This window comes from Pedobacter nyackensis, assembly GCF_900176505.1.
Taxonomy (GTDB): Bacteria; Bacteroidota; Bacteroidia; order Sphingobacteriales; family Sphingobacteriaceae; genus Pedobacter; species Pedobacter nyackensis.
Window position 1 is genome coordinate 120473 of sequence record NZ_FWYB01000005.1, and the last position, 21328, is coordinate 141800.

A 21328-nucleotide genomic window follows, 5' to 3' on the forward strand; every position below is an offset into this window, starting at 1 on the left:
ATGGTATAAGACAAGTATAAGACACAACCTCATCGATTCTGTATAGGTCCAGTGTACCTCCAGTGTACCTCCAGTATACCTTTTCTATTCAAACGTATATACTTCATACGTTGTTCAATTTTCAGTTAGGGTTGCCTTAGTCTGAACCGAACCAACACCGTCGCGATAGCGAATGATCACCGAAGCAGGAGGCCAGTCATACAAAAGGCATATAAGAGGCATACAAGAGGTATAGATGTGTATTATATTAGGAAACATAGTTGCTGATAGTTTATACCTGGGGCAGGTTTTTGGTGCTTAATGGATTGTTAAAATATTGGATTTCTTTCCAGTATTTTACTGTTTGTGTTTTTGTGTTAATTTATTTGATAATTATTGTAGTTTTAAGTTTTTTTAGCTATATTGGGATAAGCATATATGCCTGATATAGAACCGAAAATTTAAGCCTATGAAATAGAGAAATATAAACAACATATCGAATTACTTCTTAAATGAGGTATTAATTTAAAGAGTCTCTCCTGGCTAATTCTCACAAATGCAGGACAGGGACAATAGATTAATGCCCATAACAAATATTATTGTACTTTTGAAGGTGCACTATAGCGTTATGGGCTCTATTGTAAATCCGTGTCCATAGGCCGTGAGAAGCCTGCCAGGGCGGTATTTAGAGCTCGCTATGGTGCATCTTCGTTTTACCCCTATCTGCGGTTAAAACCGATCATCAAGCTATTTCTAAATTCCCTCGGGACTCATATTATTCATCTTTAAAATCAATAGTATGAAACTCACTCAACTCGAAGACCAAAAAACTATTTATTACATTAAGGAATTTAACGACGAACTGGGAATCCCCATCCAGGTTGCCTTTGATGATTTAGATGCTGCCAGAGCCTATATAAATAGGTTTAGAACTTTCGGTGACGCCGAAATTATAGAATGCCACCTTAATCCTGTTTTTTACACCGATATAAACAGAGACTGCTATTTTATCCAGTTTAACCGGAAAAATGATATGGTTACGACTTACCTGGTTACTGACCTGCAGCGTGCTGAACTTGCCTTTAGCGGACAGTACTTTTTTGAAGGAGACCTAATTTGCATTTATGTAATGGCGGTAACGCAAGGTGAAGCTGTAAAAACAGCTCATCAAATTAAAGATATGCTAGTAAAGCAAAATCCCTAATTGTTTTATTCATAACAATATGAATTGCCGGGGGAAATGAAAGAAGTTTTTTTACTGAAACAAAAACAACGTATACGCGATAAACAATTTGCTTAAAGACGAGTTCCCGGCATAAAGTTGATAACGCTATGCCGGGGACATCAGTCCCTTTAATGATGGGTGCCATCGGGTATTAATACCCGAAAATCTGCTCTAATGATAATTTGGTAACCTTTCCAAATTTCTCCATGTCTTCCATTTTTACATTTTTTTCGGAAGCAACAATACAATAAGTATAAGGCTTGTTTGCCACTTTCTCTTGATGGAATGTTTTGATATCAGCAAAATTTAATGGTTTTAAACCAACGTACTCATCTATTCTTGAGTCGTGATCAAATCCCAGTTTCTTGTCCGCAAAATAGGCAGAAATGATATCTTGCTTGGTGATCCTGTTTGTTTCAATCGCATTTAAGGCATTCCCTTTCGATACGTCGAAAGATTTGTCTGCTCTTGGAAGATCGTTCAATAGCTCATTCATTCCTTTCACAGCCTCATTCATTTTGTCTGCCTGGCTTCCAACATAGGCAACCATCGCATATTCCTTATCTTTTTTATCAGGTGAAGAATAAACAGCGAAGGTAGAATAAGCCAATGCTTTCGACTCTCTGATGGTTTGGAATACGATAGAGCCCATACCACCACCAAAATAGCTGTTAAATAAGTTTACTTTTGATGCGAGTGCTGAATCGTAAGTTCCACTATTACGTACCCATCTTACTTCTGATTGTACCATGTCGTAATCAGCAAACAAAACCTGGTTGCTGCCAGTGCTGGTATAGCTGAATTTTTTAACAGGAGCCGCAGCGGTAAATTCACTGGGCAATTTGTGTAATTTGCTGATTTCTGCTGTAAAATCACTAAGTGTTTTCGGACCGAAATAAGTAATTGTGTGCTTGTACTTATTGATGTTATGGATGATATCCACTAGTTGCTCCGAGCTGATGTTTTTAATAGCATCATTACTTAGCGTATAATTAAAAGGGTTATTTGCACCGTACTGTGCATAGGTAGTTAAACCACCTAATATGGCAGTTTTGTTTAATTTATTATTGTCCCTTCCTTTTAAAATACGGTTTTTAAGCTCGGAGAGGGCTTGCTCATTGGGTTTGCAATTAGCAAAGATATACTCCACTAAACTTACTGCCTTATCAAAGTTTTCCTGTAATCCTGTGATGGTGATGGCTGCATTTTCGTTACCCACGCTGAAGCTATAGTTACAGGCGATATTGTAAAATTGCTTGTTGATCTCTTCAGCAGAATATTTATCCGTATTTAAAAAAGTGAGGTATTGTGCCGCATAAGGTAGCAATTGGGAATTCCATGCACCAACATCAAACCTGTATGTTAAGCTAAAGATACTGTTGTCTTTGTTTTGAACGGTAATTACATCAGCTATGCCTTCTTTACCAAAGTTTAAGTCTTTCTTGTAATCTAAGAATTTAGGCGCAATTGGTTTTACCGGCATGGTGTATAAACTTTTAGCGAAGCCCGACGTTTCAGTAGCATTGGTGTTAACAGGAGTAATGGCAGGTTTTTCAACTTTTGCAATGCTTTTATCTTCTCCTTTGTGCTTGTAGGTTACCACATAGTTGTCTTTAAAGAACTGATTGGCAAAGTCGGTAATCTGCTTTTTAGTGATTTTCGACATGGCATCAGGAGTGTTTAACGACTTGTCCCAGTTTGCACCACGATTAAGTATAAACTCGTTAGTAAGGGCTTCAACGCGGAATACGTTTTTATCGAAAGCCTCTAATAGACCTAATTTGCTATTGGCTACAGTGGCCTTGATCAGGCTTTCATCAAATTTTCCACTTTTAAGGATGTTGATCTGATCTAATAAAAGTTGTTGTGCCTGCTCCAATGTCTGGCCTTGTTTAGGTTGTGCATATAAAGAAAAGATACCGTAATCTTTCATCTGCTGGTAACCTGCACCGGCACCCTGTACTTTTTGTTGCTGCAATAAATTAATGTCTATTAAACCGGCTTTCCCGTTTGAAAGGATGCTGGAAATAAGATCAAGCAACATACTTTGGGTAGTACTTTCTGCATAGCCTCTATAAGAGATTTTTACGCTTTCAGCACTAGGACCATATACATCAACTTTTTGGACTGTGGTAAGTGGTTTTTCAGGTGCAGGATTGTATAAATCAAGCGGTTTTGGCTTCATATAGGCGAAAGACTGATCTATTTTTTTAATCATTTCATCCGGATTAAGGTCGCCGGCCATTGCAATGATCATGTTGTTTGGCACATAATACTTATTGTAGTATTTTCTGATCTCGACAAGTGAAGGATTTTTTAAATGCTCAATTGTTCCGATGGTGGTTTGCTGACCATAGTTATGTGTTGGGAATAGCTTTTCTGAAGTTTTTTCCTGTACTTTCCAGGTGTCGTTATCTAAACCGCGGTTCTTTTCTTCGTAAACGGCTTCCAGCTCAGTATGAAAAATACGGAACACCGGACTGCGGAAACGTTCTGCCTGCAAGGCTAAAAACTGATCTGTTGCATTGGAAGGGAAATCCTCTTTGTAAACGGTTTCTTCGTACCAGGTATGTGCGTTGGTCGACTGCCCGCCTATAGATTTCATCATTTTATCATACTCGTTCGCAATAGAAAAGTTAGATGCTTGGCCAGAAGTTTTGTCAATCTCGGCATAGATCGCCTTGCGTTTTGCCGGATCTGTAGTTCCACGGTATTGCTCGTAAAGCGTCGAGATTTTATCCAATAATGGCTTTTCCTTTGTATAGTCCATGGTTCCGAATTTATCCGTTCCCTTAAATAATAAATGCTCCAGATAATGGGCCAAGCCTGTTGCGGTAGCCGGATCAGTGTTGCTTCCTGCTCTTACAGCCAGACGGAACTCAATAATGGGTTCTTTTGTGTTTGGAGAGAGTACAACGGTAAGTCCGTTTTTTAGCGTGTAGAAACGGGATTTTGTAGGGTCGTTGGTTACGTACTTATAACTGTACCCACCAGATGAGGCTGTTTTCCACTGATAGGTAGATTGAGCCATCAAGCTTGTCCCTGCAATTAATAAGCAGACAAGCAGCAATAGTTTGTGTTTCATTTAGAATAATTATTAGTTAGTTTTTTTATTTAGCCCGGATGTATCTTCCCTGCTCTTATCAATAAACTTTTGACACAAATCGGTTTAATAAGTTACAGCGACTCGTTATAACCCGGGGGCAAATATAAATTGAAACCTAAGTTTTTTGCCCGAATTCTTGTACTTTTACTGCTACATAAGTTATTTAGTTAACTGTGTATACCCTTAATATAATTACATGAAGAAGCAAAATTCAAAACCCAATATTTTAGTCGTAAACGATGATGGCATTACAGCTCCAGGCATTAAAAACCTGATCGATGTAATGATGGAAATTGGTAATGTGGTGGTTGTGGCGCCAGATGGACCACAGTCGGGCATGGGCCACGCTATTACTATTGGAAAGCCATTGCGTTTTGATCGTGTAGATTTATATCCGGGAGTAGAAATGTATAAATGTTCGGGTACCCCGGTAGATTGTGTAAAGCTCGCTGTAAACAAGATCTTTAAAGGCCAAAAGCCTGATCTATGCGTTTCAGGAATTAACCATGGTTTAAATAACTCTATCAATGTAATCTATTCAGGCACCATGTCGGCCGCCGTAGAAGGTGCTATTGAGGGCATTCCTTCAATAGGCTTTTCACTGGATGATTTTTCTCAGCAGGCGGATTTTAGCCACTGTAAAAAGTTCATTAAGACGATTTCCATGCAGGTTCTGGAACATGGATTACCACCGGCAACTTTGCTGAATGTTAATTTCCCTAATGGTGATGACCTAAGGGGTATAAAAATCTGCCGACAAGCGAATGCCAAATGGGCGGAAGAGTTTGATGAAAGAAAAGATCCTTATGAACGTCCGTATTACTGGCTTACAGGTGTTTTTCAAAATAATGATAAGGGTGAGGATACAGACGTTTGGGCATTGGAGCATGGGTATGTGTCGGTAGTTCCGGTACAGTTCGATCTTACTGCTCATCATGCTATTCCGGTATTGAACAGCTGGACTTTTGATGTTCCCGGATTGCCTTCTGCAACAACGGAAGAAATAAGAAGAACTGCAGCACCTGATGGCCCTTCACTTGGATAATCAGATGATAGGAAGTCGACTAACACAAATTAAGAATTCTGTATTTATTGGTTTGGGCATCGGATTGGTGATCCCTGGAATATTGCTTTCGGTAGTCTGGTATCTGATGCACAAATTTGCCTTTCTAGCTAAGGCCGATCTGTTACTGATTGGATGCATTGCTGTAAATGCGCTGCTAATGCATTATTTTTTTAAATTGAATAAGGAAAATATCGGTCGGGGCATTATCAGTGCTACTTTTATCTGGGCCTTTGCTTTTTTCTTTTATAAAATGAGCCGTTAATGAGGTATTACTTAGTAGCAGGAGAGGCATCTGGTGATTTGCACGGAGCCAATTTAATGAAAGCCTTAAAGGCTGAGGATGCCAATGCTGAATTCAGGTATTATGGCGGCAATAAAATGCATGCCGAAGGTGGTGTGCTGGATAAACATTATTCGGAAATGGCTTTTATGGGCTTTACCGAAGTAGTGTTAAATCTTCGTACCATCTTTAAAAATCTGAAGGCCTGCAAAGCGGCGATACTGGCTTATAAACCTGATGTGCTTATTCTGATAGATTTTCCTGGCTTTAACCTGAAGATTGCTGAATTTGCAAAGGCTAATGGCATCAAAGTTTGCTATTATATCTCGCCAAAGGTTTGGGCCTGGAATCAGAAACGTGTGCTTAAAATTAAGCGGATTGTAGATAAATTGTTCTGCATCTTGCCATTTGAGGTTGATTTTTACAAGGAATGGGGGATGGATGTCGATTATGTAGGCAATCCTTTGCTGGATGAAATCGCGCAATTTACACCGGACGCTGAGTTTAGAAAAAAATATCATCTTGAAAGAGATATCATTGCTTTGTTACCTGGTAGTCGCAAGCAAGAAATAGAGCGCCTTTTACCAGATATGTTAAGTGTAACTCAGTCTTTCCCTGATTACGATTTTGTAGTAGCTGCGGCGCCAAGTTTTGATGAAGCCTATTACAGACAATTTATTAAAACAGATAATGTAAAGCTGGTTTTTGCACAAACTTATAATCTATTGCATGTGGCCAAAGCAGCTATCGTTGCTTCAGGCACGGCAACATTGGAGACCGCACTTTTTCATGTGCCTCAGGTAGTGGTTTATCGCGGTGGAGCCATTTCTGTAGCCATAGCACGCGCATTGGTCAAGATCCGTTTTATATCTCTGGTTAATTTAATTATGGATAGGGCTGTGGTTACCGAGCTCATTCAAAATGATTGTAATACCGGGAAGATTACGAGTACGCTAAGTGGCATCTTAACCGGTACGGAAAGAGAACAAATGTTGAACGATTATGAAGAGTTATCGGCAAAAATGGGTACTGCCGGAGCTTCTGCGCGTACTGCTAAACTGATTCTTGCTTACTTGAAAGGGTAGTTGCCATAAAAGGATCATTTTTTTATGCCATTATATGCTACCCGACAGCGTTCTCCTTCAAGAAGTAAGCGACATTGTTCGTCTTTTTCCGGGATGTTTATACCATTTAATTCTTTACGGTATTGACGCCTGATGTCGATTCTGCTTTTAGCTTCAATAAATCGCCGTACCTGTTCCTGGTTCTCCAATGTTAAACCTGGTACCTGAACTGGCTCATTGTTGTCATCTTTAGCTACCATGGTAAAGTAACAGGTGTTGGTATGTTTCATCTGATTGGTTTTAACGTTTTCAGAGATTACCCTTATTCCAACTACCAGCGATGTGTTGCCAACATAATTTATGGAAGCCATTAAGGATACCAACTCGCCAACCTCAACGGGCGCTAAAAAATTAACGGTATCAATTGATGCCGTTACGCAATAATTACCGGCGTGCTTGGCTGCACATACATAAGCTACCTTATCCATCAGCGAAAGTAAAATACCCCCGTGTATCTTACCTCCAAAATTAGAATAGGCCGGTATCATCAATTCTGTAAGTATAGTTTCAGAAAAGCTTACAGGCTTATAGATCGTAGTAGTTTCAGTTTGTTCCCTGGTTTCCATAATTTGTTTGTTAGGTGGATAGATCTTAGTGTTTATTTAACCTGGCTTCTTCAAGGTCAAGGTTATCTTCCATATTACGCAATACTTCGTGGTCGTATTTTTTTTCTGTTGTCATTTTCTTTAACCCTTTTCTCCTTAAGGCAATCAATTCCAGCATAATTTCCCGGTATAGCTTTCTTACAGAGGTTACCTGTTCTTTCTGAGTCTGCTCCATTAAAGTACGTTGTGTGGCGTTTATGCTTCTTTCCAGTTGTTCTTTAATTCGGGCGATGGTTTCAAACTGGCTCATTTCGGCACTGTATTTATCATTAAGATAGCTTACGCAGTCTTTTGCCAGTTGTAAACGGATGGTCTCTATCTGTTCATCTTCAGGTACATGTTCATCTACTTCTTCAACTTTTAGCAGCCTCAGAAAAATAGGGAGCGTTAGCCCTTGAAATACAAGCGTTACCAATATTACCACAAAGGTGATAAACAAGATCATGTTGCGGTGCGGGAAAGGCTCACCTGTGTTTAAAGTAAGTGGAATCGCTAATGCCGAGGCCAAAGAAACCACACCCCGCATTCCTGCCCAGCCTACTATGAATGGAAGTTTTAAACCGGGACTTTTCTCCTTTTTTCTGATCCGTGGACTTAAAAGCCTCGGAATAAAAGCCGAAGCATAAACGAGAACAATTCTAACAATAATCACAATTGCGCTAATGATTAAGGCATCTTTTATTGCTTCTTCCATTGAATAGCCTTCCAGGCCTGCCACGATCACAGGTAATTCTAATCCAATAAGGATAAATACAAAACCATTTAAGAGAAAACCAAGCGTTGCCCAAACCTCTTTCGCTTGCAGGCGGGTATGGTAGTTTAAGAAATCGCCAGATCGGAATGATAAAAAGAGTCCGCCACTAACTACTGCCAGTACCCCCGACCAATGAAACTCCTCTGCAACGATATACATCAGATAAGGAGCGATGAGTGTGATTGGAGTGGTAATACTTGATGATTTTGCCCAGTACCTAAGTACAAAGTAAAGGAGGTGGGCAATAACCAAACCGACTATTACACCCATTATAGCAAGAATCAGGAAGTCTGTAACAGCCTTTTGGAACACGAACTGACCGGTTAATATCGCTGCTAAAGCAAATCTGAATACCGTCAGTGAGGCCGCGTCATTTACCAGACTTTCTCCTTCCAGTATGGTTAAACCTCTTTTAGGCATACTTACCCCTTTTAAAACAGAGGTTGCAGCAACCGCATCGGGCGGTGAGATGATGCCTCCCAGTAAAAAGCCAAATGCGAGTGTAAAGCCCGGTAAAATGCTCACCGAGAAGTAGGCAATAGCCAATGAGGTGATTAATACTAAAGCAAAACCAAGCGAGAATATAGACCTTCTCCATTTCCAAAACTCGTTCCATGAGGTGTACCATGCTGCTTCAAATAATAAAGGAGGCAGGAAAATAAGGAATACAATATCAGGATTGATGTTTATTGGAGGGACGCCGGGAATAAAACTAATCCCAAGTCCACCTATTACCAGAAAAATAGGATAAGAGATTTTCCATCGTTGGCTCAGCAGGAAAAGAAGAGCCATAGCAAAAAATAAGGCAAGGATTAAAAGGAGGTTCGCATGAATCATGTGCTAAAAATAAACAATTGAACATTCTTTTTTATGGTTTTTTATTAGCCAGATCAGGCTCCCCAACCCCTCGGAGTAGGTGAAAATGAAAGATGTGTTGGGCTAAGGCTGTACCGACAGATTTTCTTTATTAAGTAAATCTTCATGTTGTACCATGTAGCTTAGCGCAGCTTTTACAACTTCATTAAGATTGACTCCTTTCTTTTTAGCCAACAGTGCAGAATCGTGGTGAAGTTTTTCTGAAACCCTTACATTAAAGGATCCTTTGTATACTTTGTCAGGCCTTTTGCCTAATTCCTCACAGGTGGCTAAATAATCTGTAATGGCTTCTTTAAATGCTTGTTCCAGTTCATCAACAGATGCACCTTCAAAGGTTACTAAATCATTTATTCCGTGAATTTTTCCAAAAAATACGCGGTCTTCTGCACTGAATTCTACGGAGCCGATATACCCATTGTACTCAAAATAGTTCTTCATAATCCTGATTAATTTTTTGTATGATTAAATCAATTTGATAGTTTTTTAAAATATTTCCCGGATGTGGTTCGTGCATGCTTATCACGTCCTTTTGTTTATTTGCAAATTTTCTTCTAGACCCTCCGGTTTTACCATTTTTAATTTCTTCAAAACCATAATAGTTTAGAATTCTGATTGCTTCCTGCCAGGTAAAATCTTTTGGCTTAGCGCATAACCGTGCTAATAGTTTATCTATTTTGCTCATACAAATATATATAATTTAATGTGTAACTAAGAAATAGTTACACATTAAAAAGTGCTTGAAGTTTTTTGAATACTTTAAATCTATGCGAAAACCAAATGAAATTGGTAAAGAATAATTAAATAAATAGACTGGCCTAGTTTTGGCCCAATTCACGATTGAGAGGTCCTTTAGACAAATAAGTTGGTTTTAGGTACCCGCTAGGTAGGTTATAGGTACCTCATTAGTGTAAGGACCAACGAGGTACCTGGTGTGTACCTCTAAGCTTGGGATGTCATGGGAAGACTTCTAAAATTCATCTTGTGTTTTTGTCTGTAACGCATTGATTTTCAGTTGTTTTATTGTTTATTGTTTAGGGTGTTCTGCTAGATTTCATACTAGAGATTTTTGAATTCAAAGGGGGGGATTGAGGATTTGAAACTTTCTAGCTTTAAAAAAGAAAAGCTGTTTCATAGCTATGAAACAGCTTTTTAATTGTGGTGGGGGGAGAAGGATTCGAACCTTCGAAGTCTTGCGACAACAGAGTTACAGTCTGTCCCATTTGGCCACTCTGGTATCCCCCCATTTCAATATTTTAATTAAAAAGCCTCAGAAAAATCTGAGGCTTTTAAGGGTGGAGAATATCGGATTCGAACCGATCACCTCTTCACTGCCAGCGAAGCGCTCTAGCCAAATGAGCTAATCCCCCTTATTACAACCGGCAATTAAAACCAGCGTGGGGGCAAAAGTAACTAATTTTAGAAATCCTGCAAATTAAATATTGAAATATTGCACCTGGAAAACTAATTATTGTTTTAACCGCCACGGTATAAGTTGATTGCCGGGGATAATTTATTCCTTACGTGATTTTAATTCTGCAAGGATACTTTTTAGCACTTCATTTCTTTCGCGAGAGGCTTTACTTATTCTAATAAACAGGATGAAAAATAATACTATCCCAGCTAACCATAAAATAGGTGTTAAAAGGGCCATTAGTTCAAAGTAGTGCATAATTTAGATTTAGGTAAGCCTAAATATATAAAAAAATAATTCGGGGTGAATCTGCCGGCACTTTAATTTGTTGCGTATTTTTGCTGCATTACACTCATTCTACAGGTTAATGAGTAGGTTTAACTATTTTCAATACGATTTAATTTGTACTCAAAAGATCAGGCATCACAAATAAAGCAGGAATTCTGGACCACATTTGGTCAGTATATTGCACCTCAATTATCAGCTGAAGGTTCAAGAATTAACTGGATCAACTATAAAACCGGAGTAAAACACCTTTTTTTTAAAATGCAGGCAGATAAACGTCATGCTTCTATAGCTATCGAAATTACGCATCCTGATGTGGGCATGCAGGAGTTGGTGTTCGAACAATTTAAAGAATTCAGAAGATTACTTGAAAATCAGCTGGAGGAAGAGTGGGACTGGGAGCTTCATACGCATGATGAGTATGGAAAGACAATAAGCCGGATTTATACGGTTTTACCAAATGTAAGTATATTTAAAAAAGAAGACTGGCCCGCGCTAATTTCATTTTTCAAGCCAAGAATGATAGCTCTGGATGAATTCTGGAACGATGCACAAGCTGGGTTTGAAGTGTTTAAATAACGCGAAATATAGATGGACAAGAAGTATCTGAGTACAGTGCATAAGATTTATCCGGCAGCAAGAACAACTGAACATGCTATTGATGGCTTACTGGATGTGATTGAAAGGAAGCTGGGCTTAAAAGCCGGACAGTTGATGTATGCCGATAGCATATGTTGCGATGATGTAAATATTATTCAGTATCCGGCCAGGGCTTACGAGATGCTTGGCCCCTTTAAAATGGGTGGTTTAAGTGGATTCCCTTTTGCAGGAATTTCAGGTATGAATGCTTTTGCCAATCACGTGCCTGAGGAAGGAGCAGTAGTGATTTTTTACGCTCCGCATATTGGAATTTCCAGAGCAGGTAAAATAGGAGAGATTCATCGCATCGGACAATCAGATAACTCAGCTTGCTGTGGTGCTGCCGTGGGAGCCTTAACTAAACTGATGAATAATGAGATTCTGATGGACGATATCACGGTACTTGATTACCAGATGAATGCCATTGAGCAGATTTTTTTGCGTCATAAAGACCGGATAAAAAATGCAGAGCATCCAATTCTTGAGGCGACGGAAGTGATGTATGAAGCTATTGAACAGCGTATAGATGTACTGATTTCGAAAACGCATTATCCTTGTAAACATATCATTATTGCAGGTGGGATTTTTATCAACGGTGACAAAGACACGGAGTCTTACTGTGAATATAAACGCTTTGAGCACCGAAACCTCGAAACCGGTCAAACCTCCGACTGGATGAAGGATTTTTAGGAAAAAATCGGGTATATTGTGCTGTTAAAAATTTTACATACATGAAGCAACTCGTTATTATTTTTTCTTTCCTGCTGTTAAGCAGCATCTCTTTTTCTGCCCAATCTCAAACAAAACCCACTTTTACCGGCGCAAAAGCTACACTGAAGCACTATAAAGTACTATATGTACTAAATAATGGTGAGGAAAAAAGAATTGGCGCTATCCTTCGAAACATTAAAAATGCAATGGAAGATCCGCGAATTAAAGGTAAACTAGAAGTTGAACTGATAGTTTTTGGGGATGGAGTAGCATTGTACAATAAGAATAGCCCGTATATGGATAAACTAAAGGATTTAATGTCGAAGGGCGTATTACTGGCGCAGTGCGAAAATACCCTTAAGGAACGAAACATTGATAAAAGTACTTTATATGATTTTATTAGCTATGTACCGAGTGGCAATGGCGAGATCATCATCAGACAACAACAAGGCTGGGCAGTAATCCATCCTTAAATCTTAAACATAGAAATTTTTAAACCCTTTATTTATATGAAGAAAATATTCCTGGTATTTTTTGCCTTATTCATTTCGAACGCATCGTTTTCTCAAGGTGTTTTCAACCTTATCGGTAAGTCGCAAAATCTGTTTGACCTGCTTTCTCAAAATAAGTATACAGAAGCCTACGCTTATTTCGACCCTACTTTTCAGTCTAAGGTAACAATGGATAATTTAAAGTCGTTATGGGGTCAAATAGATGAGCGATTCGGAAAACTAGATGCCTTAAACGTACAAAGTACTAAAGCTGAGGGAGCGTTTTATACTGTTATTGTGGAAGGTAAGTTTGCAAAAGATACACAGAGTTTTATGCTTGCCTACAATAAAATGGAACAGATCGTTGGCTTTTTTCTTCAACCGAAGTCTACAACGGCTTCATACGTGTCACCTGCATATGCCGATACGACATTATATAAAGAGACAGAGATTTATGTTAAAGCCACAGGTCATAATCTCGTAGGAATGTTAACTGTTCCCAAAAAGGCAACTAGCTTTCCGGTAGTTGTTTTGGTACATGGTTCCGGTCCAAATGATATGGACGAAACTGTTGGTCCAAATAAACCGCTTAAAGATTTGGCAGCTGGTTTGGCGGCTAAAGGTGTTGGCAGCATCCGTTATGTGAAAAGAACTATGCTTTACCAAAACGAATTCGGTGGTGCTTTTACTGTTAAGGAAGAAGTTTTAGACGATGCACTAGCTGCTATAGCTCTGGCGCGAACAATCCCTGAAGTTGATAAAAAACAAATTTATTTGTTGGGTCATAGTCTGGGAGGAATGCTAGCTCCAAGACTGGCTGCGTTAGCGCCTGATTTAAATGGGGTTTTGTTACTCGCCGCCCCAGCAAGGTCATTAACAGATATTCTGGTGGAGCAGAATAAATACATGTTTACACGAGTTAAGGATACCACTCAGACCGGTAAATTGCAGCTTGATACAGCAATTAAAATGCTCGATCAAACCAGGATTACTAAATTGGGTACGATGAAGCCTGATTCTACTGTTTTGTTTTTACCTGCATCTTATTGGGTTGATCTTAATAATTACAATCAGGTTGAGGTAGCAAAAAAGTTGAAGCAACGCATTTTTGTAGCTCAAGGAGCTTATGATTTTCAGGTGTCGACCGTTGACTATGATTTATGGAATGCAGCGCTTGGTAAAAAGAAGAATGCCTGGCTAAAATTGTACCCTAGTCTTAATCATTTGATGAGTTGGCAGACGGAGAAGGGATCGATGGAACAATATAATGCGCCTTCAAATGTATCAGAAGAATTAATCACGGATATTGTTGAGTGGGTTAAAGCCAAATCGTAATTAAAACCTTAGTTTAATGTAAAAATGAAGTCCGCCTCATCTGAATTACCTACATAGAATTTAAGGGTAGTTTTAGGCGATTTGATCAACGGTGCAATTGGAGAGATAATGTCTGAAAATTGCATCTTTAACATATCCATATCAGTTTCTTCCGGTACGCGGATCAAAAGGTCACCACCACTGCTTTTTATTTTCCAGTCTCCAAATGCCTCATCTTTTTGTAGCATTTGCTTCCATTCCTGTTGATACTTTCCCATGATTTCTTTGTTTTTATAAAGTTAAAAACTTAGTTGATTTTTTTTGCATTAAGCAATGTTCTCTTATTCACCGTGATTAAATATAAAAATAGATCCGTTGTATTTGTTCTTTATGGAAACGGAACAATTGTTGCATCCTGCTATTATAACACAAATAAAATGAAGATAGATATGATTAAAAGTATTGCTGCAAAATTAGTTTTAACACTTACTTTAATATTAGGAATTAACATGGTCAGCAATGCTGACGTAATCAGGCTAGTGGTTAAAGAAGATCTGGCCAGTTGCACAGGTGTAGCACCTATGACCTGCATGCAGGTGAAATATAAAAACAGTAAAAACTGGGAACTGTTTTACAGTCCGATCTCCGGTTTCAAATATCAGCCGGGCTATCGTTATGTGATTCTGGTGAACCGTACCAAAAGAACAAATGTTCCTGCAGACGCGTCGGCGTATGAATATAAGCTGAAAAAGGTGCTGAGGAAAGTGAAAATGAAACAAAATACAACAACTGCATGGGATTTTGTACTGAAACACAAATGGAAACTGATTCAGATGAATGGTGTAACACAAAATGACTCTCCGGTATACATGACATTCGATGGAGAGCAGAAACGTGTTAGTGGTAAATCCGGTTGTAATTCCTTCTTTGGTGGTTATGATAAAAGTGATGGTAAACTAAGCTTTAAACAAATGGCCGGAACAATGATGGCCTGCAGCCCGGAATTGAATAAATTGGAACGTGAGTTTTTAACCTTGATAGGAGATAAAACCTTTAAATATGACGTTGCCGAACAAACACTTAACCTGTACCAAGGCAATAAGTTGGTATTAATGTTTGGAATGGCACCATTGAAATAAAACATTATCCGATCTTTTTTAGTTAAAGGTATTAAAGATCATTTTTTGGCGGCTGGGATGATAGGGTTAGGGACCTATTATTTCAGCCGTTTTTATTTTTCTTGGAAGCTATATATTAACTTAATATATTTGGTAAATATTTACGTAAGTGTTTACCTATATGGCGCAGAATATTATCAATGAACTTGGTCCCTTAGCCATTGGCTCTAGAATGAGAAGACTTTATGATGCTTTATCTAAAGATGCAGCAAGGATTTATGAAGACCATGAATTGCAATTTGACATCAAGTATTTCACACTGTTTTTCCTCATCAGTAAGCGAAAGCAGATTGGAATAATGGATATCGCTGAAGAGTTGAGTCTTACACATCCCGCAATTATTCATTTAGCTAAAGACTTAGAAAAAAAAGGATACATCGAATCAGTGAGTGCGCCAGGCGATAGCAGAAAAAGAATGCTTCAACTCTCTGCAAAAGGTAAAAAAAGTTTACCCGCTTTTAAAAAGGTATGGGAGAAGATCAATTTTTTAAATGAACAGCTTTTTGCTCAGCAACACCAGTTGTTACAAACGCTCGAAGCCATTGAAAAAACGCTGGAAGAAACGTCCTACTATAAAAGATTTCAAAATGTTACAACTCGATAACCCCACCTGGAATGCCTTAACCAGTACCCATCAGCACTTTGCGTTAGGAGCAGATACTGCTAAGCGATATCCTGCAAATGTTTTACCTTTTGTAGGTTTTGACAGCAAGGCCCTTAACCCCTTTGAGATCCTTAAAAATATAGTAACACCAGGCGAAGTTATTTATGTCGTAGGTGACCTTCCAGAACTTCCCTCCTCATGGACTGTATCGGATAAAATAGAGGGCGACCAAATGGTTTGTTCTCAATTGATCGATATCAAGTATGATGAAAGCACTGAACTTTTAAAACTAGGAGCAGCAGATGCACCGGAAATGTACGCGTTGATTAATCGTGTACAACCCGGATTTTATAAGGAAGATACGGCGAAACTTGGATCCTATTATGGGATCAGGGTAAACGGGCAATTGGTTGCGATGGCTGGGGAAAGACTTAAAATGACAGGTTTGAGCGAGGTGAGTGCGGTTTGTACACATCCCGATCATACCGGTAAAGGCTATGCCGGCCAATTGGTTTCACTGGTCTGTAAACAGATGATTACGCAAGACAAGACCCCTTTTCTGCACGTAGTGAGTAGTAATGAAAGAGCAATTAAGCTCTACGAGCGACTAGGTTTTGTAAAGCGAAGGAGTATTCCTTTTTGGAAGATTAAAGTAAGTGAGGATTAAGCTTACTTATGCAGTGTCTTTAATACGCCATTTATTTATATATAAAAGTAGCAATCTTTTTGAGTTTAATGGAAATAATGTATCGTGCTAATATTTTGTAAAGTCGCATGATGTAATTAACTTCAGATCCTATAAAAGAAGGAACAATTTGGAAGATGCCATAAAAGGACTTGTGCCTCATGTATTAAGTTTCATTGTTAGTGAATTTTGTAAATATGGCTTTTTAATCGCCTATGAAAAGGACTTGTCTGATTTAAAGGGATTGATTGAACCTGATTCTATTTCTGCAGAAGATTTTGAATTGCTGGAGGCGGTAGATGATCCGGTCGTCCAGTTACTGCTTCGCTCAATCGATAAGGTCGTGAATTGCTCGAAAACTTATTTCATGATCAATAATCTGGACGAGTATGAGGTTATGGAAAATGAAGAGTACAATCAGTTGGCTTCTGATAATTATTATATCTACATCATTGATTGGGAAAATAAGACTTATGAGGACCTGCTGATCAATCTGAATGCGGTTTATTTTACCATCGCCAGATTGCTTTACCATTGTGCGACTCAAATCAGACGTAACGAGATTGAATTGCCGGATGAGTTTTATGATGATGAGTTTCTGGATCATTACAATGAATTACTGGATCGGAAGCTGCAATCTGAGGACAAGAATGTCGCTTTGCTTTACGATCTTATTGCTGATTTGAATTTAGATTTATATGACATTGACCAGTTGTCTTAGTAAGTCCTAATTAAATTGATATTATTATCTTTGGGGACAACTAATACCACAAATAATGTCAGATCAGAAAAAAGAGATATTCGATAGTGTTGCACAAAGATTAAAAATTGAGGGTTTTAATGTAATTACACGCGATGAGAGTCGCCCATGGGGTGGTTTTTTCGTAATCGATGAAGAACAGGCTCAGCAATTTGCAAATGTATATTTTGATAAAATAAATGTTGAGGATTTAAAAGTATCAGGTAAACTGAGTCCTAAAATATTAATCGTTGCACCTAATACCCGTCTTTCATGGCAATATCATCACCGCCGTGCGGAAATATGGAGAGTTGTAAATGGAACTGTTGGAGTAATCACCAGTGATACTGACGAGCAGGGGCCTGTACAGCAGCTTGTTCCGGGACAAACCATAGAGCTTAAGCAAGGCGAACGTCACCGCTTAATTGGATTGTCTGACTGGGGTATAGTTTCAGAAATATGGCAACACACCGATACCAATCAGCCTTCAGATGAAGATGATATTGTTAGGGTTCAGGATGATTTCGGACGTTAAGTATCAAATTATTACAAACTAAAATTTTACCAATACTTATATCCGTTAACAACAAATAATGATAATTTTAATTTTTTTCCTTTTACACTGGTTCTTATCACTTTTTTCTCAAACATTCTTTTTACATAGATATGCTTCGCATAAGATGTTTAAAATGAATACTTTCTGGGAGAAGTTCTTTTATTTGATTACGTTCTTATCGCAGGGTTCTTCTTTTTTGAATCCAAGGGCTTACGCCATATTACACCGCATGCATCATGCGTTTAGTGATACCGAAAAAGATCCACATTCTCCACATTTTGTAAAGGATGTTTGGGGAATGATGATTCAAACAAAAAATATTTATCTGAACTATGCAAAGTATAACGTTGAACCTGAAGAACAATTCAGAGACAATTATCCATCATGGCCAATTATCGATAAAATTGGTGATTCCTGGATTACGCGTTTCGTATTTATTGGTTTCTACGTGTGGTTCTATGTAACTTTTGCTACAGCATGGTGGATGTTCCTATTGTTACCTATACACTTTTTAATGGGACCACTTCATGGTGCAATCGTAAACTGGTGTGGACATAAATATGGTTATAGCAATCACGACAACAGCGACCATAGTAAGAATTCATTGCCTCTGGATTTTTTAATGTTGGGAGAGTTGTTTCAGAATAACCATCATAAAAAACCAAACAGCCCGAATTTCGCTTCGCGTTGGTTTGAGTTTGATCCTACTTATCCGTTGATGAAAGTGATGCACTGGATGCGGATTATAAAGATTAGGAAGACAAATTAAGTGATCACTGAATTTGTTGGAGAAAAAAACAAAAAACGAGGGTTCCACATTGGAACTCTCGTTTTTTGTTAATGTAAGTTTTAGTTGCAAAAGTTCAGTCTTATGCAACCCTTGTATTAAGCTAAAGGCGTTAGATATTGGGTGTACGAATACCCTTCTTCGCCTTGATCTGTTTTAATTAACCACCACTGGTCGTTTGCTTTGTTTACCAGGGTTACCACTTCGTTTCTGGCAGCTTTTCCTACAATATCGTCGTTAGTACTGGGTCCTTTACGGATGTTCAGGTTAGAACTGTTAGTGGTTACTTTTAATTTAGTTCCTTCAGTAACACCGGCTACGCTGTTGATATTCATAACGAGGTCGCCCGATGCATAATTTGGATCCAGACGTTCATATGTGTCCCACAACTGTTGTTTTACAGCACCGCTGGTTGAACCATCAATATACAATACACCATCTTGCTCACGTATATTTAAGCCGCTTACGCCGGCAGTATTTGCGGTTTCTATCAGTTCTTTATATTTTTCTTGTAAAGCCATTTTTTTGTTCCTCCTTAATTATTTAATTACCAATTGACTGTTATCTACTTTTTTAGGTTTTAAGGCCTGTAGTACCATCATCAGTTTTTGAAGATTGGCTTTTTGAATCTCTCCTTTTAAAGTAACAACTCCATCAGAAACGGTTGCTGTAACAGTTGGAAAGTCTTTAGTCGCATCTTTAACCGCTGCGGTTAAGGCATCATCCGCAGCAACAACTACCGGAGCGGCTGTATTTACAGGAGTAACAGTTAGGTTGTTAACAACAGATTTTACACCTGGTATGGTAGCTGCAGCTCTATCTGCGGCTTGTTTGCCTGTTTCATCAGCAACGGATCCATTTAGCGTAGCAACGCCTTCGTTAACTGTTACCATAGCTCCGGAGGTAGCTGGATTTGCCAATAGCGCTGTTTCAATGGCAGCCTTTAGGTCTGCATCTTTTGGTTTGCTTTTGCAACCCGTTAAGGCGGCCGTCATCACGGCGAATACCATTAAGGCAGCAATCATTCTGTTCATCGATTTTTTCATAGTTTGATTATTTGTTTTTTAAAGGTTATGAAGCTTGCAAAGCTTATTATTCATCAGATTCTTATTGCTTTGCTGGTATTCATGAGCTCGCAAGCTCGGTTCATGGTGTTTTGTAAGCGGCAAGCTTATGCAGGTTTCATAGTTTGATTATTTGTTTTTTATTGGTTCATGTAACACATAATAGATTTATGACTGATTTTGTTTTTACTAATGCTAATTAAATGCTCCGTTACAAGTTGTCTACGATTGAATAAAACAAAGTTCACACCATACTCATGTACGTAACTTGATAGGAGGTCCGGAAAAAAAGCACAAAAAAAAGGATGTGCAACGCACATCCCTTTTTTCTATCACTTCCTTGAGTTTCTTCCACTAAAAAATCAGTGTCTGAAAGAGGACATAGGAACAATTGCCTTCTTCAGGCATTTTTTTCAGTCCGAAGACAGATCACTTATTTTTTACCCCATCTCCTGTTTCCACCACTGCTAGGCGTTCTTTTCGCTCCGCTTAAATTAGGCTGACGATCAGCCGTCTTTTCTGTACGTGGCGGACGAGCGCCTCTTGAAGGTTTCGCTTTACCTTTAGATTTTGCAGCTGCAGCACCCGACATCAGGCTTTGCCAGCTCATCGCATATGGATGATCTTCCGATACCGGAATCTTTAATCCGATTAATTTTTCAATATCATCCAGGAATTCTTTTTCTTCAGGATCACAAAATGAAAATGCAGTACCACTTAATCCTGCGCGACCAGTACGACCGATACGGTGCACATAAGTTTCAGGGATATTTGGTAGTTCATAATTGATTACATGAGCCAGTTCATCCACATCAATACCACGTGCAGCGATATCTGTAGCAACCAAAATACGTGTTGTTTTGGCTTTGAAATTCGTCAATGCTCTTTGTCTCGCATTTTGCGATTTATTTCCGTGAATGGCTTCTGCTCTTATGCCAACTTTAATCAGATCTTTAACAATACGATCCGATCCATGTTTGGTCCGTGCGAATACCAATGCAGTTTCTATCGTTTTATCCTTTAGGATATGCAACAATAAACCTCTTTTATCATTTTTCTCCACAAAGAAGATCTGCTGTTGTATTTTTTCAGCAGTAGATGATACCGGAGTAACCTCAACTTTAATTGGGTCGGTAAGAATGGTATTGGCCAAAATTTGTATTTCTTTAGGCATGGTAGCCGAGAAAAACAAAGTCTGACGCTTTGCAGGCAATTTGGCAATTACTTTCTTTACGTCATGGATAAAGCCCATGTCGAGCATTCTGTCTGCCTCATCCAATACAAAGATTTCGATATCTTTCAAGTTTACAAAGCCCTGGTTCATCAGGTCTAATAACCTGCCTGGGGTAGCCACAAGGATGTCTACACCTCTGTGTAAAGCATCAGTTTGTGCTTTTTGTCCAACACCACCAAAGATCACCAGATGTTTTAGGGGAAGGTTTTTGCCATAAGCTTTAAAACTTTCCTCAATCTGTATGGCCAGCTCACGCGTTGGTGTTAATACCAATGCCTTAATGGCTTTATGTACCTTTGTATTGGTATGTGGTTTACTTAATAACTGCAACATAGGGATGGCAAAAGCAGCCGTTTTCCCCGTTCCTGTTTGTGCGCAGCCTAATAAGTCCCTGCCTTGTAATATAGATGGAATGGATTGTTCTTGTATAGGGGTAGGTTGTGTATAACCTTCTGTTTGTAGCGCGTTTAAGATGGGCTCAATCAGATTTAATTCGTTGAATAACAATGTATTTGTATTTTAATGTAAAATATATAGAAACAAAAGAATATTGTTTTGCTGTAAAGGTACGCATAACTTTCGGCTTTTGCTTATTGGGGTAAATTCCGACTAAAA

The 21328-nt window shown here is 38.7% G+C and carries 23 protein-coding genes and 2 tRNA genes; 14 read left to right on the plus strand and 11 right to left on the minus strand.

Going from position 1 to position 21328, the window contains the following annotated elements; translation table 11 throughout:
- The first annotated feature begins 778 nt into the window (after positions 1-778).
- Positions 779-1183: a hypothetical protein gene (locus B9A18_RS11490; RefSeq protein ID WP_084289437.1), complete on the plus strand. Its 405-nt coding sequence runs from the start codon at positions 779-781 to the stop codon at positions 1181-1183.
- Between the two features lie 172 nt (positions 1184-1355).
- On the opposite strand, the gene B9A18_RS11495 is transcribed toward B9A18_RS11490, so the two are convergent.
- A complete protein-coding gene (locus B9A18_RS11495; protein WP_084289438.1) occupies positions 1356-4289 on the minus strand; it encodes a M16 family metallopeptidase in 2934 nt (977 codons plus the stop codon).
- A gap of 217 nt (positions 4290-4506) precedes the next feature.
- Between B9A18_RS11495 and surE the strand changes: the two genes are divergently transcribed.
- The 3 genes from surE to lpxB are packed head-to-tail and all read left to right on the plus strand — an operon-like array spanning position 4507 to position 6741.
- Positions 4507-5355 (plus strand): 5'/3'-nucleotidase SurE, encoded by an 849-nt coding sequence (surE, locus tag B9A18_RS11500; protein WP_084289439.1) that lies wholly within the window; start codon positions 4507-4509, stop codon positions 5353-5355.
- Between the two features lie 4 nt (positions 5356-5359).
- A complete protein-coding gene (locus tag B9A18_RS11505) occupies positions 5360-5638 on the plus strand; it encodes a stationary phase survival protein SurE (RefSeq protein WP_084289584.1) in 279 nt (92 codons plus the stop codon).
- Positions 5638-6741, plus strand: a complete 1104-nt coding sequence (gene lpxB, locus B9A18_RS11510) for a lipid-A-disaccharide synthase (RefSeq protein ID WP_084289440.1) — start codon at positions 5638-5640, stop codon at positions 6739-6741. The genes B9A18_RS11505 and lpxB overlap by 1 nt, the downstream gene beginning before the upstream one ends.
- Positions 6742-6755: 14 nt before the next feature.
- Here lpxB and B9A18_RS11515 read toward each other — a convergent pair whose 3' ends face one another.
- From B9A18_RS11515 to B9A18_RS11540, 6 genes are all read right to left on the minus strand, one after another.
- Positions 6756-7346 (minus strand): acyl-CoA thioesterase, encoded by a 591-nt coding sequence (locus tag B9A18_RS11515; protein WP_084289441.1) that lies wholly within the window; start codon positions 7344-7346, stop codon positions 6756-6758.
- A 25-nt stretch (positions 7347-7371) separates the two neighbouring features.
- Entirely contained in the window at positions 7372-8976 is a 1605-nt protein-coding gene (locus B9A18_RS11520) for a Na+/H+ antiporter (protein WP_084289442.1), read from the minus strand.
- Positions 8977-9078: 102 nt separating this feature from the next.
- Positions 9079-9453: a type II toxin-antitoxin system HicB family antitoxin gene (locus tag B9A18_RS11525; RefSeq protein WP_084289443.1), complete on the minus strand. Its 375-nt coding sequence runs from the start codon at positions 9451-9453 to the stop codon at positions 9079-9081.
- Complete coding sequence (locus B9A18_RS11530; protein ID WP_084289444.1) at positions 9437-9697, minus strand: type II toxin-antitoxin system HicA family toxin; 261 nt, start codon at positions 9695-9697, stop codon at positions 9437-9439. Before B9A18_RS11530 ends, B9A18_RS11525 begins: the two co-directional genes overlap by 17 nt.
- 474 nt (positions 9698-10171) lie before the next feature.
- A tRNA-Tyr gene (locus B9A18_RS11535) sits at positions 10172-10257 on the minus strand.
- A gap of 51 nt (positions 10258-10308) precedes the next feature.
- Positions 10309-10382: transfer RNA gene (locus tag B9A18_RS11540), tRNA-Ala, on the minus strand.
- Between the two features lie 446 nt (positions 10383-10828).
- Here B9A18_RS11540 and B9A18_RS11545 point away from each other — a divergent pair.
- Genes B9A18_RS11545 through B9A18_RS11560 form a run of 4 tightly spaced genes read left to right on the plus strand, consistent with a single transcriptional unit; the run spans position 10829 to position 13887 of the window.
- Entirely contained in the window at positions 10829-11290 is a 462-nt protein-coding gene (locus tag B9A18_RS11545) for a DUF4268 domain-containing protein (protein ID WP_084289445.1), read from the plus strand.
- 12 nt (positions 11291-11302) lie between these two features.
- Positions 11303-12040 (plus strand): hypothetical protein, encoded by a 738-nt coding sequence (locus B9A18_RS11550; RefSeq protein ID WP_084289446.1) that lies wholly within the window; start codon positions 11303-11305, stop codon positions 12038-12040.
- Positions 12041-12081: 41 nt separating this feature from the next.
- A complete protein-coding gene (locus B9A18_RS11555) occupies positions 12082-12534 on the plus strand; it encodes a DsrE family protein (RefSeq protein ID WP_084289447.1) in 453 nt (150 codons plus the stop codon).
- A 36-nt stretch (positions 12535-12570) separates the two neighbouring features.
- Positions 12571-13887: an alpha/beta fold hydrolase gene (locus B9A18_RS11560; protein WP_084289448.1), complete on the plus strand. Its 1317-nt coding sequence runs from the start codon at positions 12571-12573 to the stop codon at positions 13885-13887.
- Between the two features lie 8 nt (positions 13888-13895).
- Here the strand turns inward: B9A18_RS11560 and B9A18_RS11565 are convergent, their stop codons facing one another.
- Positions 13896-14144, minus strand: coding sequence for a hypothetical protein (locus tag B9A18_RS11565; protein WP_084289449.1), 249 nt, complete (start codon positions 14142-14144; stop codon positions 13896-13898).
- Positions 14145-14303: 159 nt separating this feature from the next.
- On the opposite strand from B9A18_RS11565, the gene B9A18_RS11570 reads away from it, so the two are divergent.
- The 6 genes from B9A18_RS11570 (at position 14304) to B9A18_RS11595 (ending at position 18397) form a co-directional block, all read left to right on the plus strand.
- Positions 14304-15005 carry a DUF4377 domain-containing protein gene (locus tag B9A18_RS11570; RefSeq protein ID WP_144009480.1) on the plus strand — a complete coding sequence of 234 codons (702 nt, stop codon included), beginning with the start codon at positions 14304-14306 and terminating at the stop codon, positions 15003-15005.
- A gap of 160 nt (positions 15006-15165) precedes the next feature.
- Positions 15166-15648 carry a MarR family winged helix-turn-helix transcriptional regulator gene (locus tag B9A18_RS11575; RefSeq protein ID WP_084289451.1) on the plus strand — a complete coding sequence of 161 codons (483 nt, stop codon included), beginning with the start codon at positions 15166-15168 and terminating at the stop codon, positions 15646-15648.
- Entirely contained in the window at positions 15632-16315 is a 684-nt protein-coding gene (locus B9A18_RS11580) for a GNAT family N-acetyltransferase (RefSeq protein WP_159452646.1), read from the plus strand. Before B9A18_RS11575 ends, B9A18_RS11580 begins: the two co-directional genes overlap by 17 nt.
- A 148-nt stretch (positions 16316-16463) precedes the next feature.
- Positions 16464-17054, plus strand: coding sequence for a hypothetical protein (locus B9A18_RS11585; RefSeq protein WP_084289453.1), 591 nt, complete (start codon positions 16464-16466; stop codon positions 17052-17054).
- A gap of 55 nt (positions 17055-17109) precedes the next feature.
- On the plus strand, positions 17110-17607 hold the full coding sequence (locus tag B9A18_RS11590) for a cupin domain-containing protein (protein ID WP_084289454.1): 498 nt from the start codon (positions 17110-17112) through the stop codon (positions 17605-17607).
- Positions 17608-17665: 58 nt separating this feature from the next.
- Entirely contained in the window at positions 17666-18397 is a 732-nt protein-coding gene (locus tag B9A18_RS11595) for an acyl-CoA desaturase (protein WP_084289455.1), read from the plus strand.
- A gap of 116 nt (positions 18398-18513) precedes the next feature.
- Here B9A18_RS11595 and B9A18_RS11600 read toward each other — a convergent pair whose 3' ends face one another.
- The 3 genes from B9A18_RS11600 to B9A18_RS11610 all read right to left on the minus strand — a co-directional run bounded on the left by B9A18_RS11600 (position 18514) and on the right by B9A18_RS11610 (position 21220).
- Entirely contained in the window at positions 18514-18936 is a 423-nt protein-coding gene (locus tag B9A18_RS11600; RefSeq protein WP_084289456.1) for an SH3 domain-containing protein, read from the minus strand.
- Between the two features lie 18 nt (positions 18937-18954).
- Positions 18955-19461: a BON domain-containing protein gene (locus B9A18_RS11605; protein WP_084289457.1), complete on the minus strand. Its 507-nt coding sequence runs from the start codon at positions 19459-19461 to the stop codon at positions 18955-18957.
- A gap of 451 nt (positions 19462-19912) precedes the next feature.
- On the minus strand, positions 19913-21220 hold the full coding sequence (locus tag B9A18_RS11610; RefSeq protein WP_084289458.1) for a DEAD/DEAH box helicase: 1308 nt from the start codon (positions 21218-21220) through the stop codon (positions 19913-19915).
- Between the last annotated feature and the right edge of the window lie 108 nt (positions 21221-21328).

Bases quoted from the DNA above. Each gene is read 5' to 3' on its own strand.
- B9A18_RS11530 (WP_084289444.1), bottom strand. From the start codon at position 9,697: ATGAGCAAAATAGATAAACTATTAGCACGGTTATGCGCTAAGCCAAAA.
- B9A18_RS11550 (WP_084289446.1), top strand. From the start codon at position 11,303: ATGGACAAGAAGTATCTGAGTACAGTGCATAAGATTTATCCGGCAGCA.
- B9A18_RS11515 (WP_084289441.1), bottom strand. From the start codon at position 7,346: ATGGAAACCAGGGAACAAACTGAAACTACTACGATCTATAAGCCTGTA.
- B9A18_RS11560 (WP_084289448.1), top strand. From the start codon at position 12,571: ATGAAGAAAATATTCCTGGTATTTTTTGCCTTATTCATTTCGAACGCA.
- B9A18_RS11590 (WP_084289454.1), top strand. From the start codon at position 17,110: ATGTCAGATCAGAAAAAAGAGATATTCGATAGTGTTGCACAAAGATTA.
- B9A18_RS11570 (WP_144009480.1), top strand. From the start codon at position 14,304: ATGAAGATAGATATGATTAAAAGTATTGCTGCAAAATTAGTTTTAACA.
- B9A18_RS11580 (WP_159452646.1), top strand. From the start codon at position 15,632: ATGTTACAACTCGATAACCCCACCTGGAATGCCTTAACCAGTACCCAT.
- B9A18_RS11565 (WP_084289449.1), bottom strand. From the start codon at position 14,144: ATGGGAAAGTATCAACAGGAATGGAAGCAAATGCTACAAAAAGATGAG.
- lpxB (WP_084289440.1), top strand. From the start codon at position 5,638: ATGAGGTATTACTTAGTAGCAGGAGAGGCATCTGGTGATTTGCACGGA.
- B9A18_RS11600 (WP_084289456.1), bottom strand. From the start codon at position 18,936: ATGGCTTTACAAGAAAAATATAAAGAACTGATAGAAACCGCAAATACT.
- B9A18_RS11520 (WP_084289442.1), bottom strand. From the start codon at position 8,976: ATGATTCATGCGAACCTCCTTTTAATCCTTGCCTTATTTTTTGCTATG.
- B9A18_RS11490 (WP_084289437.1), top strand. From the start codon at position 779: ATGAAACTCACTCAACTCGAAGACCAAAAAACTATTTATTACATTAAG.
- surE (WP_084289439.1), top strand. From the start codon at position 4,507: ATGAAGAAGCAAAATTCAAAACCCAATATTTTAGTCGTAAACGATGAT.
- B9A18_RS11525 (WP_084289443.1), bottom strand. From the start codon at position 9,453: ATGAAGAACTATTTTGAGTACAATGGGTATATCGGCTCCGTAGAATTC.
- B9A18_RS11605 (WP_084289457.1), bottom strand. From the start codon at position 19,461: ATGAAAAAATCGATGAACAGAATGATTGCTGCCTTAATGGTATTCGCC.
- B9A18_RS11495 (WP_084289438.1), bottom strand. From the start codon at position 4,289: ATGAAACACAAACTATTGCTGCTTGTCTGCTTATTAATTGCAGGGACA.
- B9A18_RS11595 (WP_084289455.1), top strand. From the start codon at position 17,666: ATGATAATTTTAATTTTTTTCCTTTTACACTGGTTCTTATCACTTTTT.
- B9A18_RS11555 (WP_084289447.1), top strand. From the start codon at position 12,082: ATGAAGCAACTCGTTATTATTTTTTCTTTCCTGCTGTTAAGCAGCATC.
- B9A18_RS11575 (WP_084289451.1), top strand. From the start codon at position 15,166: ATGGCGCAGAATATTATCAATGAACTTGGTCCCTTAGCCATTGGCTCT.
- B9A18_RS11505 (WP_084289584.1), top strand. From the start codon at position 5,360: ATGATAGGAAGTCGACTAACACAAATTAAGAATTCTGTATTTATTGGT.